Consider the following 19453-nt stretch of genomic DNA (forward strand, 5'->3'; position numbering starts at 1 on the left):
GCTGTAGTTTTTCCTGTAAAAATCTGTTAAAAACTGAACCTAAAAATCTAAAAAAATGAGCAATAACCGAAGATATTTTCTAAAATCAATGGGTACTTTAGGTCTGAGTGCAGCGATTATTTCACCTATTTCCGCTGTTGCAAATACTAATCAAACTGAAGAACTTAAACTGGATGCAGTAGTCGACCGAAGCAAACCGCAAACGATTACTATTCTTCAAACCACTGATGTGCATTGTCAAATTCATCCGCATGATGAGTTATTTTGGGAAAATGGGAAAGTTGTTTTTAGAAAAACGGGCGGTTATGCCTACATAGCAACTTTACTGAAACAACTCAAAAAGAAAAACCCAAATACCTATACCATTGACACCGGCGACATGTTTCAAGGTAGCGAATTAAGCGTAGAAACTGCCGGTGAAGCTTTTGTTCCTATTTTAAATGCGTTGAATTATGACTTATATCTTCCCGGGAATTGGGAAGTGATTTACGGCAAAAAGAGAATGCAAACCCTTTTGGGTTCTCTGGATGCACCAAAAATCTGTACCAATATGTACCATGATTTAGGCGAAGGGGAGAGAGGGGAACTTATTTTTCAATCCTATACAATTTGGAATATTGCTGGAGCAAAAATTGGTTTTTTAGGCTATACCGATCCATTGGTACCATTAAGACAGAGTCCAAATTACAGTAAAGGAATTATTTATACCAATCCCGAAGAAAATCTGGCTCATTATGTAGATGTGTTACGAAATCAGGAACAATGTAGTTATGTAATTATAATTGCACATTTGGGTTTATCGCAGCAAATAACATTGGCAAACCGACCGGAATGTCAAGGTGTAAACTACATTTTGGGCGGCGACACTCACGAAAGAGTTCGTAAACCAATTGTTTGTAAGTATTCAAAAGTGGTGGAACCGGGAGCATTTGGCTCATTTATTGGAAAATTAGATTTGACCATTTTAAACGGGAAAGTGGTTAGTGACAATTATGAATTAATTGAAGTTGATTCTCCAAAAATAAAACCCGATGCTAAAATCGAAAAATTATTGAAAGAAAAAGAATCAGGTTCTCTTGAAAAAATTAATCAGGTTATTGGTTATAGCACGATTCCTCTATACCGCTATTTTGTGGTCGAAAATCCAATTGATACTATGATTTTAAATGCTCTCCACTGGAAATTCCCGGATATTGATATTAATCTTTCTAATGGATTCCGCTTTTGTCCACCAAAAACTTCACCAGATCAAACCGGATATATTCCCATCACAAACGGATTTATTTTTGATATGTTGCCCGTTGATAGCACCGTAAGAACAGCAAAAGTAACCGGAAAGCAATTGAAAAACTGGCTGGAAAAGGAATTAAACAATGTTTTTGCTGATGACGCTTCAAAACGTTTTGGTGGCTGGGTAGTAAAATTTAAAGGAATGGAAGTGCACTTTAATGCTTTTGCCGAAATGGACAAAAGAATTCAAAGTATTACAGTGAAAAATATGCCTTTAGATCCTGAAAAATTATATTCAATCATGGCCTGTGAGCGTGACGGGGATCCTGTGGACATGCTTTGCAGAATGAAAGGCGTCATGGATGCCAAAAATACAAATGCAACCTTACATTCGGTAATGAGAGATTATTTAAAACAAAATTCTCCTGTTACACCTACACCGCAAAAAAACGCAATAATTCTTGATGCTCCTGAAACACTATTAACTCAAGTTACCGGTGTTGATTATACGTTTAGATAGCAATTTGACCATTTAATTTCTCATATAATTTCCCAACTGTGATAAATGTTACCTCTATTTATTCCAGTTGGGTTTATTTTTGTCAAAAATCAAAGTCTTACAAAAGATTTTTTTTATATTAATTTCTTGTTTTTTTATTAAATATCCATTCATCTGCTGCATCAGCAATGGTACATGTAATGCTAAAAGGAATTTCATATTTAATAAAAATCCAGCAGAAATGGGCTTTGTAACGGAACCAATAGATTAAAAATATAGTAGTTTAAGAAAATTATTATAAGGATGACCAGACCATTTAAGAGACACCTTCTCTATATATTCACCATTGCTAATCCTTGTTGTATTACTCTTAATAGTGAAACACTTTCCCCTGTATTAACCACGTCATATTCTGTAAGAATCCAAATCCTGATATTAATTGGCGATTTATCCTTTAATGTAAGACCATCCTTGTTTTTGTTTGATAATAATTTCTACTATTCCACTTGGTACTGTTCCAACATTTTCAATGAGGTCTGCTTTAGTAATATTTTTTTTAGCCATCGTATTCTCGCATGCAACGAAAATTACTCCGCTTTTAATCATTTTGGCAACATCTAACGCTGCAGCAGATTTTTCAGTCATTACCAATTCTATACCCGGACCAAGAGCGACTACTTCAATTGCAACATGAGATCCCCACGCTTTTTTTACATTTAGAATGTTATTAACAAGTGCTTTCTGGGATTCCAGATCATTGGAATTCATTTGGAATACCACTCTATGTTTTTGATTTACTTCCACATGTTTTGATTGAGCATTAGATGATGTTATTGCGATAAGTACTAAAAATATTAAAATTAAGTTTTTCATAATTAGGTATTCAAATTTTAGTAGAAAGTGGTGAGAGTAAAAAGAGCGAGAATACGTATGTTAGTTCATATTGCCACTCCTTGAAAAAATATTTTTTAAAACCTATTGTTATGAATCGGCATTATTTTTTGAGCAGATCATCTAATTTTCTTCTAAACGAATCACTATTCCAATCGGCAGCGCCAATTTTTTCAAGTACCACATTAGTTTCCTGATCAATAAGATACGTAGCCGGTATGGTTGAAGACTCCATTTCTAAAGGGGGATTGGAAACCGATTGAAATATTGGCAAGTTTAAATTTTCTTTAATTAAAAAAGCATTAGCTTTCTCAAAGGAATCAGTCGTTACGAACAAAAATACAATTTTGTCCTGATAGTCGGAATACAGTTTTTGCATACCCGGCATTTCGGCAATACATGGCGGACACCATGTGGCCCAAAAATTTATAAAAATTATTTTACCCTTAAATTCTTCCAAATATACCACCTTTCCATTGTTGTCAATCAATTGCCATTGGTAGGTTGAAAGTTTTTTTTGTTCGGTTGCCGGTAGGGTTGTTGGCGACAAAGCCAATAAACGACTTATTTGTACTTTTACAAAAGTCCCCAGTGGACTAAATAGTAGCAGTGCTAAAAATACTATAAAAACAATATTTTTTATTGTTGCTCTTTTTGGTGTTTTCCAGTTCATTTTTTCCTTTTTTAAGTAAGTTGAATACTTCAGTTTCAGATTCTTTATGACTCTTTTTGATTGCAAAATTGAGATGATATGTACAAGGCCTCAAATCAGCGTTTTTTATTTTTCAGTTAATCTTCATTTTCGATTTTATTAAATATCATTGAGCTTTAATCGCGCTTTCAATGCCCTTCTGTAAGTAATCCCGACTGGTATTCTCTCGTTATTGATAACCACCGTGTTCCGCTCCCATTCGTTAATTTTAGCAATGGCTACAATATAGGATTTATGCACCCGCATGAAAAGTTCCGAAGAAAGACTGTTTTCCAGTTCATTAGTGGTCATCGAGGCAAGATATACTTTTTTGAATGTGAAAATTTTGACATAATTACCGCAGCTTTGGGCAAAAAGGATATCTTTCACATTAAGATCAAGCATAAAACCATCAATTTTCACTGCAATAATTGGGTTCATTATTTCGATTTTTTCATCGATGAAAGAGAAAAAATAACGCTCCATCGATTTTAAAAAACGTGGGAAATAAATGGGCTTTAGCAGGTAATCAAACACGCCGAATTCATAACTTTGCAATGCAAATTCTGAATAAGCAGTGGTCAGAATTGTTTTGGGCGGATCATTCAGCGTTCTCAAAAGCTCCAGTCCAGTAATCTCAGGCATATCAATGTCTAAAAACATCAGATCAACCGTATTGAATCGAAGATAATTTAAAGCTTCAATGCCATTGTAACACTGTTGCACCAGTTCCAATTGCGGGTTTTGGCTGATATAGTTCACCAACACATAATGAGCGGCAGGTTCATCATCTACAATAATACATTTTCTTACGTTCATGTTTGGCGTAGTTCAATTACTAAATTAACGGTATAATCGTGCTCGTTTGGAGTGATTTCTAGACGGTGTTTTTTTAGATATAATATTTCCAATCTTTCTCTCGTGTTTTTCAAACCAATATTGGTAGAAACAACTTCTTTTTTATGCTGTGGAACCGAATTGGATACATTCATATACAATTTTCCTTTGTTAACCCTTATATGAATGGTTACAAAACACTTTTCTATGGTAGCGGCTCCGTGCTTAAAAGCATTTTCAATAAAAGTGATCAAAACCATCGGTGCAATTTCATACTGTTCTTCCTGATCGCATTCGTAATCAAAAATAATACTGCAGCGGTAGCCTACTCTTTCTTTTTCGAGCTGAATATAACTGGAAATAAATGCAATTTCATTTTTTAAAGAAACGAATTCTTTGTTCCCCTGCTCCACCTGATACCGCATCAGTTGTGACACTTCCATAATCATTTCCGAAGTGCGTTCAGGATGTTGCAGGCTAATTCCATAAAGCGTATTCATCGTATTAAACAAAAAATGGGGATTAAACTGGTTCTTTAATGCATTAAGCTGAACCTGATTGGACAAAAGAGCCTTGTTAGTCTTGTTTTTTTGGTCCCGATAATGTTCTAAAATCTGTATAGTTCCCAAAATACAAACTAGGGTTCCGGACAAGGTAGCAAACTGAAACTGATATGTTTTTTGATGAGATGATTTGTATAAAAAGCAGTTTTTATAAATAAACTCGGTTGATACTTCATATAAAAAGACCGTGAACAACGCGATTAACCCAACGGTAAGAAATAGATATAAAACCGGTTGATGTTTTTTTAATAAAACCGGAAGTAGAAAAACACGATTGAGCTGTGCATGAAAATACAGCACGAAAAAATAGAGCAAACCGTTACTAAAACCTTTCCAACTTTGTATAAAAACCCAGTCGTTGAGTGTAAAAAGGATAAAAGAAAAAACTAAAATAGCCGTTTCCTGTTCCCATTTATTTTCTAAAATCGGTTTAAATTTCCATTTCATTTCCAGTTAATTAAAGTTCCAAAGGAACGACATATAATTTGAATAGGCACCGATTGAGTGACCAATTCAATTCGTCATTTATAAAAAGTGTACGTCATTTATAACTGTCCAAAAAGAAGTAGCCAGGCTAGATTTGCATATCAAATTTATTCTAAAGACAACAATGACAACAAAAAAAATAACTCTTTTTATATTTCTGATTTTCTTTTCCAAAGGATTTTCTCAGACGCTTCCGCTAAAAGAGGCGCTGGAAAACGGAATTGCTAATTACGGAATGATAAAAGCAAAAAGCAACTATGCCGATGCTTCCAAAGAAACGATCAAACAGGTTCGCAGAGAATATCTGCCCAATGTCACGCTCTCAGGCCAACAGGATTACGGCACCGTTAACGGGCAAAACGGACCGCTCTATGGTTTTGGTGGACTTGGAGTGGCTTCCTCGGGCCTTCCGTTGGAAAAGCAAAATTGGAATGCAGCTTTCGGCGCCTTGTATTTGGTCAATGTCAATTGGGATTTTTTCTCTTTTGGAAAAATGAAACAAAAAATCAATCTATCCAAAGCGGATTCCCAGCGTTACGAAAAAGATCTGAATCAGGAAAAATTCCAACATAAAATTAAAATTGCAGCCGCTTACCTCAACTTATTGGCGAGTCAGCGATTGTTGATTTCCCAAAGAAAAAATCTGGAGCGCGCCATGGTCTTTCAGAATATTGCTGCAGTGAGAGTAAAAAATGGACTCTTGGCCGGAGTAGATTCCACACTGGCTTCCGCCGAAGTCTCCCGATCCAAAATCACCCTGAACCAAGTGAAAGATCAGGTTAAGGAACAAAATAACAAACTCACTGCGTTGATGGGCGTTTCCATTCAGGAGTTTGTGCTCGATACTACATTTGTCACAACAATACCAAAAGCAATACTATCACAGGAAACTTCTAGTGAGAATTTGAATCCGATATTGGAATATCATAAAAGCAGGGTAGCTTTCAGCGAACAACAGCTTCGCTTTTTTAAAAAGGAATACTATCCCACCTTCAGTTTATTTGGTATATACCAGGGCCGGGCTTCCGGTTTTAACTCCGATTATGCCGTAAATCAGAATTCTTTTTCCCAAAATTATTCAGACGGCATTGATCCCTCCCGACAAAATTATCTGTTCGGCGTTGGCGCTACCTGGAACCTGACCACTATTGCTCGGGTAAGTAAAAAAGTTAGTGCACAAAAATTGATTTCCGAAGGTTTACAGGAAGAATACAATGTAATTGACCAGCAATTAAAAATACAGTCGGATGCGGCTGATGCCAAAATAAAATATGCATTGGAAAATTATGTTGAAGCTCCAAAACAGGTTCAGGCAGCGCAACAGGCCTATTTGCAAAAAACCACTTTGTATAAAAACGGAATGACCAATCTCTTAGATGTTACACAGACTTTGTACACGTTGAACCGTGCGGAAACCGACCGCGATATTATTTATACCAATGTCTGGCAATCCCTTTTGATGAAAGCCGCGGCCACGGGAGATTTTGACTTATTTATGAATGAATTTTAATTATGTAAAGCAATGAATTTAATACGTTTTGCCCTTCGCAAACCCATCTCGATAATGGTACTGGTTGCCGGATTATTCTTTTTCGGAATTGGTGCTGTACGTGATATCAAAGTGGATATTCTGCCTGAAATGAATCTTCCCGTTATTTATTTAGCCCACTCATTTGCAGGTTATACGCCCAATCAGATGGAATCCTATTTTGCCAAAAATTATGTCAACGTGATGATTTTAGCCAATGGTGTAAAAGATATCGAGACCAAGAATATTCAGGGGCTCACTCTGATGAAAGTGACCTATTATGAAGGCACTAATATGGCTCAGGCCGCTGCTGAAATCAGTGCGCTGTCCAACAGAATCCAGTCCAGATTTCCGCCAGGTTCCCAGCCGCCGTTTATCATTCGGTTTGATGCTTCCTCGTTGCCCATCGGTCAATTGGTTTTGAGCAGTAAAACCCGTTCCAATAATGAGCTTCAGGATTTGGCAAACGTATATGTTAGGGCTTCGTTCACGGCAATTCCGGGATTATTATCGCCACCACCTTTTGGCGGAAGCCCCAGAACCATTGAAATTAATGTAGATCCTGATTTGCTTCGTGCGCATCAACTGACAGCGGATCAGATTGTGGAAGCCATCCGTACAAACAATCAGACGGCTCCTTCGGGAAACCTAAGAATTGGGGATATCAACTATATCATTCCGACAAATAATACCATTAAAGAAGTAAAGGATTTTGAAAAAATACCTTTACTCAAAGGCGGTGTCCAGAATTTATATCTTGGCGATGTGGCTCAAGTGAAAGATGGCGCCGATATTACTGCAGGATACGCTTTGGTCAATGGAAAACGTTCTGTATATATTAGTATTGCCAAGGCCGGTGATGCTTCGACTTGGGATGTTGTTCAAAAATTAAAATCACAACTCCCTAAAATCCAGAGTACTTTACCCGATGATGTTACACTGTCGTATGAATTTGACCAGTCGGTTCATGTGATTAACTCGCTGAAAAGTTTAATTATCGAAGGGATAATCGGTGCCGTTCTTACAGGGCTCATGGTTTTATTGTTTCTTGGAGATCGGAGAGCAGCATTGATTGTCATACTCACAATTCCCATTGCGATTATTTCGGGTGTATTATTCTTAAAACTATTCGGACAAACCATCAATCTGATGTCCTTAAGCGGCTTGGCTCTTGCGATTGGAATCCTGGTCGATGAAAGCACGGTAACCATCGAGAATATCCATCAGCATTTGGATATGGGGAAACCCAAGGCCTTGGCTATTTGGGATGCCTGTAAAGAAATAGCCATGCCCAAGTTGTTAATCCTGCTTTGTATTTTGGCCGTTTTTGCACCAGCATTTACGATGACCGGAATTCCCGGCGCCTTGTTTCTGCCATTGGCATTAGCGATTGGATTTTCGATGATTGTCTCTTTTTTACTTTCGCAAACCTTTGTTCCGGTGATGGCCAACTGGCTGATGAAAGCACATCCCAAAAAAGCGCATCCATCGAATATTACCGATGATGAAGCCGAATTTAATATATCCGGTCTGACTATAGAATCCGAAGAAGACACTTTTGACCAGAAAAAAATCCTGGTACAAAGAGCCGATTTTAACAATGATGGCAAAATTAACTTTTTTGAACGATTCAGAAACCGGTACATGCGATTCATCAATCGACTTTTTGACTATAAAAAACCCGTTGCGCTGTTGTATCTTTTCCTATCAGCCGGTTTAGTAATTTTGCTGTTGAATATTATCGGACAGGATGTATTTCCAAAAGTCAATTCGAGTCAATTCCAAATGAGACTTCGGGCGCCGGATGGAACCCGTCTGGAAAGTACCGAAGATAAAGCAGTAACAGTGTTGACCGAACTGGAAAAAATGATTGGTAAAGAACATGTTGCAATATCCTCCGTTTATGTGGGTCAGCATCCAGCCATTTTTTCCGTTTCACCGATATATTTGTTTACTGCCGGACCTCATGAAGCCGTCTTCCAAATTGGATTAAAAGATTATCATGTGGATATGGATGTTTTTAAAGATGAATTCCGTCAGCGCATCAAAAAATTACTACCCAATGTCAAAATTTCTTTCGAACCCATCGAACTGACGGACAAAGTGCTGAGTCAGGGTTCTCCTACTCCTATTGAAATCAGGATAGCCGGAAAAAATAAAAAGCGAAATGAAGCCTATGCCACGAAACTCATCGCAAAACTGAATAAAATTGATTATCTGAGAGATAAGCAGATTGCCCAGCCCATAAAATATCCGGCGCTTGACATCACGATTGACAGAATACGTGCCGCTCAATTAGGGATTGACATGAACGACATTTCGCGTTCCCTTATTGCTTCGACATCTTCGTCCCAATATACCGAGAAGAATATCTGGGTAGATGAAAAAGCTGGATTCTCCTATAATGTTCAGGTTCAGGTTCCTTTAAACAAAATGAAAAGTAAAAATGATCTGAAAGAAATTCCGTTGCTTAAGAACGCATCCCGTCCAGTTTTAAGTGATGTGGCTACTATTACACCTTCTTTCACTTATGGAGAAAATGACAATATTGGAGCCATGCCTTATATTTCTGTGACTGCAAACATAGATCACGTTGATTTGGGAACCGCTACAAAAGCTGTTCAGCAAAGCATTGAATCTCTTGGCGAACTTCCGCGAGGATTGTTCATAGAGCAAATTGGTTTAAGCACGGTTTTAAAGGAAACCATGACCAGTCTGCAGACTGGTTTACTGATTGCGATAATGGTTATTTTCCTGATGCTTGCTGCAAATTTCCAGTCTTTTAAAATCTCAATGGTCATCTTAACTACGGTTCCCGCCGTCGTTTTAGGTTCCTTATTGCTATTGGTGAGCACTGGTTCCACTTTAAATTTGCAATCCTACATGGGGATTATTATGTCGGTGGGTGTTTCTATTGCCAATGCCGTGCTGTTGATTACCAATGCAGAACAGCTTCGAAAACACAATGGCAATGCTTTGCAGTCAGCACGTGAGGCCGCTTCGCTGAGGCTGCGTCCCATTATTATGACCAGTATTGCCATGATTGCCGGAATGCTCCCGATGGCTATCGGACATGGGGAAGGTGGCGATCAAATTTCTCCGTTGGGAAGAGCCGTGATTGGCGGATTGGTATTTTCCACCTTTACGGTACTTCTTATTTTACCGCTCATTTTCGCGTGGGCAATGGGTAAAACTCCAGTACACTCTTTATCCTTAGATCCAGAAGACAAAGAAAGCCAACATTATATCTCATCTTTACACCCTCAAAATGAAAAATAAATTATTTAAAAAATCGTTTCTGTTTTTAGTCTTGGCCACTGTTTTAACTGCCTGTAATACTTCTGAAAAGAAAGAAATTACAGCCATAGAAACCGCTCCTGTTATTGAAACATTTACCATCAGCAAAGAACAATTAGCTACTGAAATTCGCATTCCGGCGGAACTGACCGGTTTCCAACAAGTGGATATTTATGCCAAAGTAAGCAGTTTTGTTAAAGAACTCAAAGTTGATATTGGCTCGCAAGTTAAAAAAGGACAGTTATTAATAATTTTAGAAGCACCGGAAATCAGTTCGCAATTGGCGGCAGCCCAATCCAGACAGCTTTCGCAAAACGCTGTTTATACGGCAAGCAAGAGCACTTTCGACAGGCTCTTTAAGACCAGCAAAATAGAAGGAACGATCTCCAAAAATGATCTTGAACAGGCCGCCGCCCGAAAAAATTCCGATTACGCCCAATATCTAGCAACCCAAGCAGCTTATAAAGAAATTGCGATTATGAAAAGTTATTTGGTGATCCGCGCGCCTTTTGACGGAATCATCACAGCCAGAAATGTAAATCTAGGCACCTTTGTTGGATCTTCCGGAAAAGGATCGGAATTCCCTTTGTTTACGCTTCAGCAACAGAATAAATTACGTTTATCGGTATATGTACCTGAGATCTACACCGGTTATTTGACTATTGGTGATGAACTTATTTTTAATGTGAAATCCATCAATAACAAGACTTTCCATGCAAAAATAGCTCGTATGTCCGGCGCTTTAGACAGCAAACTTCGATCTGAACGTGTAGAATTAGATGTTATAAATACCTCTAAAAAACTGTTGCCAGGAATGATTGCCGAAGTGCTTTTGCCTTTAAAATCAAAAGACCATAATTATGTGGTTCCTACATCGGCTGTGGTAACCTCTAGTGATGGTGTATATGTATTTATAGTAGACAATAATAAAACGAAAAGAACTCCCGTTCAGAAAGGTCGTGAATTGGAAAATCGCGTTGAAATTTTTGGGGATGTTCCTGAAAATTCTATACTGGTAAAAGTGGCTTCAGAAGAAATGAAAGATGGTGTGGAATTGAAGTAGCAAAAAAAACAATTTGCTATCTCAAGATTTTAAAACAAGTTTCAAAAAAATTAAAAACAAATGGAAATTCCAAAGTTAAATCCGTCAGTAATCGATGGCGGATTTTGAAAAATGTCGAGTTGCTTTTGGTAACGATAATTCAAATGAATTACGGTTTGTGAGACTGGTCAAAAACTAATCGCCGGAACTATACTCCAAAAACCTTCTCCAATATTTTCATTTATATCCACAAATTTTCCAACATTCCAATCTACAGGCGACAATTAAAACGGGTTAAACAATAGCGACAAATCCTCCATACAATTTATTTCCAAATTGTTGCCAATAGGTTTTTGGTACGGTCACATTGATCCAAACAAATTTTCAGTTTAAACCAATGTTTTAATTAAAATTTCACCACCATACTATTGCGTTATTAACCTGTAAACGGCATTTCTGATATAGTAAAAAAACAAAAAAGGAGTAGAAAAAATTAATTTCTACTCCTTTTTTTTAAACAAATAATTCTTAAAAAGACTTTTTCAGTGACTATACTTTAAGCAGCCTTTTTTTCAATAGATTACAACTTTTAATTAATCCATGTCATCTAAATCCGTTTCTTGTTCAAGCAAGTTTTTTATTTGCTCTCCAATATCATGATGTCCATCATCGTTATCAGTACTAATCTCGATAACTCCATCCCCATCTGCATCCACCAATAAATTTTGATTGGCTAATGTTATTAGTCTTGCCATTATGGCATCAAGATGTATTTTTATGTTAAGTGTCATATCGGTACCATTAACTGTAAAATCTTTAGTTGGATCTGCAAAATCCATTTCAAGTTCAGCATCTTTGCCACTCCAAATGATAAAGTTTTTACCGTTTATTGTCCCTTTGATTAAAAAAGTTTTACCTTCCATTTCGCCAGGCAGAATACTTTTTTCAAATTTAAATTTAATTTCCTCATACTTGGCATTTGGAATATTAACAGAAGTAATAAATTGAGTCAAAGTTTTGTTAGGATCTAAAATGTCTACTAAAAAAGGACCTACAAGTTTTACATCATCATCATAAAAAGGATCTGAAAGATTATATTTATCATCTTCTTCATCTAATTCAAATTTTATCTTTCCAATGTTTATTTTAAATTCCGTGAACACCACTGTTGATGCAGCAGTACGAGCAGTTGTAGACGTTTTTCCTGTAGCAGAAACGGATGAAGCTTTTAAGGTAACATTACCGCTTGTAGATGGATCATCCGTGCAAGAACTCATCATAATGACAAGTAGTGCTAAAATTGATGTTTTTTTCATTTTTTTCATTTTTTTTAAGGTTAAATAATATGTAATTAGGGGTTAATAATTGATAGTTGTGATAGACAATTTTAATAATTGTATTAATAAAAAAAAGTTTCTTTAAAATTTGCAGTAAGTAGGTTTGTGTTACGTTTTAATTAATTCTTGGTGAAATAAAGATAATCAGTTGCTCCATCGCTGGTGCTTTTATTTTTCAGTCTAACGTTTGTGGTTGTAAATTCTGTAATTTTCCAATCGTCCTCCAATTCATCTAATTTACTGTCTTCAAATTTTAACAGAAATATATCTTGACTATTATTTACAAAAGTGGACCAATTTCCGGCGATAGTATTTTTTTCTTTTACAACCATAACAGTTCCATTAGAATTGAAAGTAAAATTATATCCCTTGTAATTTAAAGTTTCATCACTATCATCATAATAATAAGATACATGCCAAGTTCCATTTGTCAAAATCGAAACAAAATTCTGGTTCCCTCCAGAGCCGGAATTAGTATTACACTCTTTAATCCCATCTTCAATACTGCTTTCAAAATTAGAGTTGTTTGTAATTACGACATTTTGACCCTTAAAATTTGTAATAGAAATTGGATAATTGATGGATATAAACACATTACTTTCTAAATCTTTTAAAAAGTTATATAATTCTTTATCGTTTTGAATAGTAATAGTGTTTGCAATTTGATTATCTGCATTATAAATATTAATCTTTATTGGATAATTTATATGTAGGCAGTCAATCTCATCAAACCCGTCATCATCCTCACAATTATCAATAACATCCTCTAATTGATCCGGATTTGTAATCAGTTCTGTCTTGAAATTTTGATATTGAATTGTAATTGGATATACAAAGTTTACTACATCATCATCATTTGAAAAAGCATCTAAAGCGTTTTGAACCACTATATAATCATTTTGGCTAGATACTGTAATATGCTTTCCATTTACAATAACATTAACCGGCAACTGAACATTAAAACAACTTGATTTATCCAAAATATTATCCTTAGACGTAGGGTTTTGTGATACTCTGGAAATCAAACTCGCAAGAGGAGATTTAGCTGTTAAGTTTTGTGTAATGTCTTGAATAACCAATATTTCCTCCTCTTGACATGAAATAAATACCACTACAGTAACGCACATTAATAAATATTTAATTGTTTTCATATGTAGCTACTATTTAATATGTAGAATATCGAACTGATACTTTTTTATATTGTTTTTTGTGGCATAGAACTCCATTTTGCGTATTCGCTTCGATGTTCATAGACCGTTTTCATTTCGCGTATTTCACACAAAAAAAATAACGGTTCAATAGTAAAACAGTTTACATCTTTATTACCCTACCAAAATTTAAAAATAAATATATCTTTGTAGAGCAAAAAATTACGAAATAAATGACAATATTTTCATTATCAACCACTTGTGATAAAATTATTTTTTCAATGTTTTTCAAAAGTCATGCGAAAGCGCTTCGCAATTTTCTTTTTTATAAATATGGGAACAAAGACCAAGCCGATGATATAACCCAAGAAGCTTTCATTAAACTCTGGCAAAACTGTGCTGCAGTCCCCATTGAAAAAGCGAAATCTTATATATATACCATTGCAAATAATAGCTGTCTTAACGAAATTGCACATCAAAAAGTAGTTTTGCAATATGAAAAAAATTTTGTTGGTCATGATAATACTAATGAAACACCGGAATTTATACTCGAAGAAAAACAATTCAAAAGTAAGCTCTTAAAATCAATTGAAAATTTGAAAGAAACACAGCGAGTTGCTTTTTTGATGCATCGTATAGACGGTAAGAAATATAGCGAAATAGCAGCTGAATTAAACATAAGTGTAAAAGCAGTTGAAAAGCGCATACACTTGGCTTTAGTTGAACTACGAAAAGAAATTGATACGATAAAGTAGGGTAAATTTGTTTTTACTTGTTTTAAATATAATACGATTAATGCAATGGAAAAGAATCACATTTTGGCAAAATGGCTAAACGACGAATTATCAGAAGATCAATTAGCTGAATTCAAAGCTAATCCTGATAACGAAAAATACGAACAAATTAAAAATTATACTGCACATTTAGAAGTACCCGCATTTAATGAAGAAAAAGTTTTAGAGCATGTTATTAATCACAAAAAAACAACACCTAAAGTTATTCCTTTGTACAAAAAATGGTTATTCAAAGTGGCTGCCGTTTTTGTTATTGGATTAGGAACTGTATTTATGATGCAAAATCTTGCGTTACAAACACAATATGCTCTTAATGGTAAAAAAACCACTTTCTTATTACCGGATAATTCTAAAGTAGTTCTGAATGCCGGCTCTGAAATTAAATATAAAAAATGGAATTGGGACAATAATAGAAACCTCGAGTTGCATGGCGAAGCCTATTTTAAAGTAGCAAAAGGTAAAAAATTTAAGGTTACAACTGTTCTTGGAAAAGTGGCTGTTCTTGGAACTCAATTTAATGTAAAAGAACGGAAAGATCGTTTTGATATAACTTGTTTTGAAGGAAGGGTACTCGTAAAGTACCAAGAAAAAGAATTGATTTTAACTCCCGGACAAAGTGTTGCGTTTGAACATGGAAAACAAATAAACACAACCGTTGCTACTGCTAAACCAGAATGGATGGAAAACACCATTGCTTTTAATAAAGAAAATTTACGCAACATCTTAGATGAAATTCAAAGGCAATACAATGTTTCTATTGAAGTGAAAACAAAATATTCGAATGCATCATTTACCGGAAAAATCCCAAGTAACAATCTTGATGTTGCCCTTCAAATTATTGCCACAACCTATCATTTAGAACCAAATAAAATTACTGCAAACAAAATAATTTTTGAAGGAAAATAAATATTTTTAATGAAATACACTTCTGTTTTATTCTTTTGCCTTGTTTTTGTTTTGAGTATGACAGCTCAAAACACAAGTAAAGCAATTGCATTAAAAGATATATTGCAATCTATTGAAAAACAACATCTTATTTATTTTAATTATATTGACAATGAGATAGTTGACCTTAAAATTGTACCTCCAAAAAAATCGTTATCTTTGAACAAGAAGATGACTTATCTTGAAAAAAAAACGAATCTGTTCTTTGAAAATATCGATAATAAATTCATTACCATTTATAGCAATAATAGGGTAGACACAAAGAATATTTGTGGATATGTATTTTCTAAAGAAGATCATTCCCCACTGGAAAATGTGAATATTAAGTTTGAAGATGGTATCAGTACTTCAACCAATAAAAAAGGATATTTTGAACTAAAAAAAGAAAAGTCAACTGATTTATTAATTAGTAATATTGGGTATACCACTGAAAAAATTTCTGTCTCTGATTTACAAAATAAAAATTGTTTAAAAATTTACATTGAAGTGGAAGTTTCTGAATTAAATAATATAATAGCGAATCATCTTTTAACATCTGGAATCTCAAAAAAAGTTAACGGAACGTTTGAAATTAAACCAAAAAAACTTGGAATATTACCTGGCTTAATTGAACCCGATGTTTTACAAACTATGTTGCAAATTCCTGGTATTTATAGTGCCGATGAAAGCATTTCGAGTATTAATGTCAGGGGAGGCACGCATGATCAAAATTTGTTTTTATGGAATGGGATTAAAATGTATCAAACTGGACATTTTTTTGGATTAATTTCGGCGTTCAATCCTAATTTAGCCCATACTGTTTCTATAACTAAAAATGGGACTTCTGCTTTTTATGGAGAAGGCGTCTCAAGCGTTGTAGATATTTCCTCAAACACCAATAAATTTAAAAAAAATAGTCTTAGTGCAGGAATAAACATGATTAATGCCGATTTATATTCGAAGTTCAAAATCTCCGAAAAAAGTTTCATAGAAATTTCAGGAAGAAAATCCATAACCGATTTAGTAAAAACACCAACTTACAAAGAATATTATAATAAAGCCTTCCAAAATACAAGTATTACAAATTTTTCCAGTAATCAAAATATAGATTATTTAGGTGACGAAAAATTTAATTTTTATGATATTACGGCTAAATATTCTCAACAAATTGGACAAAAAGACCATTTTATTTTAGATTTTATTACAATTAACGATCAACTTAAAATTTTTCAAACAACCAACGTCAGTTCTCAAATTCAGTCTGAAAATAATATTTTATATCAAAAAAATTACGGAAGTAATCTCTCATGGATACGAAACTGGAATACTAAAAATAGCTCTCATTTAAATGTGTATACTTCGTCATATGTGCTTAATGCCGAAAAAAACCAAATACAAGATAATCAAATTGTAAAACAAAAAAATGAAGTGTTAGACAATGGCTTTAAGCTTGAAAATAGCCATGCAATCAATTCGAAATTTACTCTTAAAAATGGATATCAATTCAACGAAATTGGTACCATAAATTCAGATGAAGTAAACAGCCCTATATTTTACAGAAGAATTAAAGAAGTTTTACGAATTCATGCGCTTATCGTTGAAGCAAAATATAATGATACTTTATCCAAAATATATTTTAACGCAGGATTGCGATTAAATTATATCGAACAATTCAATAAAAACCTTTTAGAACCACGATTACAGTTTAATTATGCAATTACAAAATATTTTAATTTAGAAGTATTAGGGGAATTTAAAAGTCAAAATTCTTATCAGGTTATTGATCTGCAAAACGATTATTTTGGTATTGAAAAAAGAAGGTGGATATTGGCAAACAACACAACGATCCCTATTCAAAGAAGTAAACAAGCATCAATTAGTTTATTTTACAACAAAAATAATTGGTTATTTACTTTAGATAATTTTTATAAAAAAGTAACCGGAATTAATAGCTCGAGTCAAGAATTTCAAAACCAATTAGAATTTGTAAAAACTAATGGCGATTATGAAGTTTTAGGAATGGAAATGCTGGTTCAAAAAAAGATAAATCATTTTATTACCTGGTTTAGTTATACTTACAATACTAATAATTATCACTTTCCAAATTTAGAACAACCTGTATTTCCAAATAATTTTAAATTAGATCATATCATCTCTTGGGCTGGAATCTATGAAAGAAAAAATCTAAAAATAGCATTGGGTTCAAAGTGGTATTCTGGAAAACCCGAGACTACTCCTATGAGTTCAACAATAAATTACAGTAATTTCTCCAATCCAAAGATTGATTACAATACTCCAAACAATAAAACACTAGATGACTTTTTTCAAGTTAATTTTTCGACAACATATAAATGGGAAAGCTTAGATCAAATTCAATATAAATTGGGGTTCTCTTTACTGAATGTATTGAATCGAAAAAATGAAATCAATGAATATTATAGAATAAATACGGTTACCAATTCTATTGAAGATGTAAAAACTTTTTCTCTCCGACGCACTCCAAATTTAAGTTTTAGAATAACTTATTAAACCTTGACTGGATATAAAATAAAAACTACACATTATTTATTTGCTTCTCTAGTAATATTTTTAATGATAATAAAAATCATAACGAAGTAGTAGTGATAAAAAAATGAGCAAGTCTTTAGCAAGTATTAAGATTATTTCTCTAACTTTGCTACAATATTTAGATTTTCTCTACAAATGAAAAAGTATCACGTTTTATTAATCGTATTATTTGGTATCTTTCTGATTCCAAATAGTTCTTTTGCGTGTGAAAATAATTCATCGAAACATTCTTCTTCAAAAGAGACTTCCTCAAAAATTGATAATGATGATTGTGGTAAAGACGATAGCCATTCAAAAACTAAAAACCACGAAGGCTGCAGAGGAAAATGCAGCCACTCTAAATGTCGTTGTACGACCACTTGCAACTCATTCGTTTCTATTAATGAATTGAACTTTAATAGAAATATTTTTAATTTCTTTTCAGAAAAACAAAATTTTTACAATTACGAAATCTCCATTTCTTCTGGTTTCAATTCTTTATGGCTTATACCAAAAATAGGCTAAATTATAAATTTGACAGCCCTAATTGTGTCAAATCAAAAGCAATTATTGCTTTAAAATCGTTTACTTTTCAGTTAATTTAATTTTCAAAAGGATGCCTTTGTTGTGCTGTCATTTTGTTCTTCTTTAACTACTTCAATTTAAAATTATTTTACAATGAAATCACTAAAAAAAACAGTGATAGCAATGACTGTATTGCTATCAGTCGCGGTGTCTAACGCGCAAATCAAAAACGATAAAACCGAAACCGTAAAAATATTCGGGAATTGCGCAATGTGCGAAACTACCATAGAAAAAGCAGGAAGTCTCAAAAAAATTGCAAATGTTGATTGGAATAAAGACACTAAAATGGCTACACTTACTTATGATACTAAAAAGACCAATCAAGACGAAATACTGAAACGTATTGCACTTGCGGGTTATGACAGTGATAAATTTCTTGCTCCAGAAGCTGCATATTCAAAACTTCCGGAATGTTGTCAATATGATCGCGGAGCAAAAGTGGCAGTAACAATGGAAACAAAACCCACAGAAACTAAAATGGAAATGGCAGGAATGAAAATGTCTAAAGATTCTTCTATGGCTGAAAAACAAGAAACAAACCAACTAAAATCAGTTTTCGACAATTATTTTTTATTAAAAGATGCCTTGGTAAAAACAGATGGAAAAACAGCTTCCGTAAAGGCAAAGGATTTATTAATAGCTATAACTTCTGTAAAAATGGAAACATTGAAAATGGATGTCCATATGGTGTGGATGAAAGTTTTTAAAGATTTAACTGCTGATGCAAAAAATATTTCTGAAGCAAAGGATATCCAAAAGCAAAGAGAACTTTTCAAATCATTATCAAAAAATACGTATGAGCTAATTAAAGTTTCAAAATTTACTGATCCGGTTTATTATCAATATTGTCCGATGCAAGATGCCAATTGGTTGAGTAAAGATAATACAGTTAAAAATCCGTACTACGGATCACAAATGTTGAGTTGTGGTAAAACAATGGAAACAATAAAATAATAAAATTAAAACTGTAAAAAATGAAGAATATATTTTTACTGCACCAAAAAAACCAACTGGTGTTGTACTAAAAATGTAACCTTTAAAATAGCTAAAAATA

15 protein-coding genes are annotated in these 19453 nt (G+C 34.1%); 9 read left to right on the plus strand and 6 right to left on the minus strand.

The window, feature by feature from the left end:
- Positions 1-55: 55 nt before the first annotated feature.
- Positions 56-1750 (plus strand): bifunctional metallophosphatase/5'-nucleotidase, encoded by a 1695-nt coding sequence (locus ACNQGJ_RS15495; RefSeq protein WP_417974598.1) that lies wholly within the window; start codon positions 56-58, stop codon positions 1748-1750.
- A gap of 426 nt (positions 1751-2176) precedes the next feature.
- Here the strand turns inward: ACNQGJ_RS15495 and ACNQGJ_RS15500 are convergent, their stop codons facing one another.
- The 4 genes from ACNQGJ_RS15500 to ACNQGJ_RS15515 all read right to left on the minus strand — a co-directional run bounded on the left by ACNQGJ_RS15500 (position 2177) and on the right by ACNQGJ_RS15515 (position 5158).
- Positions 2177-2602, minus strand: coding sequence for a DsrE family protein (locus ACNQGJ_RS15500; protein ID WP_417974600.1), 426 nt, complete (start codon positions 2600-2602; stop codon positions 2177-2179).
- A 121-nt stretch (positions 2603-2723) separates the two neighbouring features.
- Positions 2724-3293, minus strand: coding sequence for a TlpA family protein disulfide reductase (locus ACNQGJ_RS15505; protein WP_417974602.1), 570 nt, complete (start codon positions 3291-3293; stop codon positions 2724-2726).
- Positions 3294-3431: 138 nt separating this feature from the next.
- Entirely contained in the window at positions 3432-4130 is a 699-nt protein-coding gene (locus tag ACNQGJ_RS15510; RefSeq protein WP_417974604.1) for a LytR/AlgR family response regulator transcription factor, read from the minus strand.
- Positions 4127-5158: a sensor histidine kinase gene (locus tag ACNQGJ_RS15515; protein WP_417974606.1), complete on the minus strand. Its 1032-nt coding sequence runs from the start codon at positions 5156-5158 to the stop codon at positions 4127-4129. The genes ACNQGJ_RS15510 and ACNQGJ_RS15515 overlap by 4 nt, the downstream gene beginning before the upstream one ends.
- Before the next feature lie 163 nt (positions 5159-5321).
- On the opposite strand from ACNQGJ_RS15515, the gene ACNQGJ_RS15520 reads away from it, so the two are divergent.
- From ACNQGJ_RS15520 to ACNQGJ_RS15530, 3 genes are read left to right on the plus strand one after another with little or no spacing between them, the layout of a single operon-like run.
- Positions 5322-6707: a TolC family protein gene (locus tag ACNQGJ_RS15520; RefSeq protein WP_417974608.1), complete on the plus strand. Its 1386-nt coding sequence runs from the start codon at positions 5322-5324 to the stop codon at positions 6705-6707.
- 12 nt (positions 6708-6719) lie between these two features.
- On the plus strand, positions 6720-10004 hold the full coding sequence (locus ACNQGJ_RS15525; protein WP_417974610.1) for an efflux RND transporter permease subunit: 3285 nt from the start codon (positions 6720-6722) through the stop codon (positions 10002-10004).
- Positions 9994-11085, plus strand: coding sequence for an efflux RND transporter periplasmic adaptor subunit (locus ACNQGJ_RS15530; RefSeq protein ID WP_417974612.1), 1092 nt, complete (start codon positions 9994-9996; stop codon positions 11083-11085). Before ACNQGJ_RS15525 ends, ACNQGJ_RS15530 begins: the two co-directional genes overlap by 11 nt.
- 572 nt (positions 11086-11657) lie before the next feature.
- Here ACNQGJ_RS15530 and ACNQGJ_RS15535 read toward each other — a convergent pair.
- Entirely contained in the window at positions 11658-12380 is a 723-nt protein-coding gene (locus ACNQGJ_RS15535) for a hypothetical protein (protein ID WP_417974614.1), read from the minus strand.
- A 140-nt stretch (positions 12381-12520) separates the two neighbouring features.
- On the minus strand, positions 12521-13552 hold the full coding sequence (locus tag ACNQGJ_RS15540; RefSeq protein WP_417974616.1) for a hypothetical protein: 1032 nt from the start codon (positions 13550-13552) through the stop codon (positions 12521-12523).
- Between the two features lie 230 nt (positions 13553-13782).
- Between ACNQGJ_RS15540 and ACNQGJ_RS15545 the strand changes: the two genes are divergently transcribed.
- The 5 genes from ACNQGJ_RS15545 (at position 13783) to ACNQGJ_RS15565 (ending at position 19353) form a co-directional block, all read left to right on the plus strand.
- The gene (locus ACNQGJ_RS15545) at positions 13783-14304 is read left to right on the plus strand and encodes an RNA polymerase sigma factor (RefSeq protein WP_417974618.1); all 522 of its coding nucleotides are present in this window, start codon (positions 13783-13785) and stop codon (positions 14302-14304) included.
- A 45-nt stretch (positions 14305-14349) separates the two neighbouring features.
- Positions 14350-15249, plus strand: a complete 900-nt coding sequence (locus ACNQGJ_RS15550; RefSeq protein ID WP_417974619.1) for a FecR family protein — start codon at positions 14350-14352, stop codon at positions 15247-15249.
- A gap of 9 nt (positions 15250-15258) precedes the next feature.
- Entirely contained in the window at positions 15259-17796 is a 2538-nt protein-coding gene (locus ACNQGJ_RS15555; protein ID WP_417974621.1) for a TonB-dependent receptor, read from the plus strand.
- A gap of 174 nt (positions 17797-17970) precedes the next feature.
- Complete coding sequence (locus tag ACNQGJ_RS15560) at positions 17971-18339, plus strand: hypothetical protein (protein ID WP_417974623.1); 369 nt, start codon at positions 17971-17973, stop codon at positions 18337-18339.
- A 153-nt stretch (positions 18340-18492) separates the two neighbouring features.
- Positions 18493-19353 carry a DUF3347 domain-containing protein gene (locus ACNQGJ_RS15565; protein WP_417974625.1) on the plus strand — a complete coding sequence of 287 codons (861 nt, stop codon included), beginning with the start codon at positions 18493-18495 and terminating at the stop codon, positions 19351-19353.
- Positions 19354-19453: the final 100 nt, after the last annotated feature.

The organism is Flavobacterium cryophilum (assembly GCF_048286555.1).
Lineage (GTDB): Bacteria > Bacteroidota > Bacteroidia > Flavobacteriales > Flavobacteriaceae > Flavobacterium.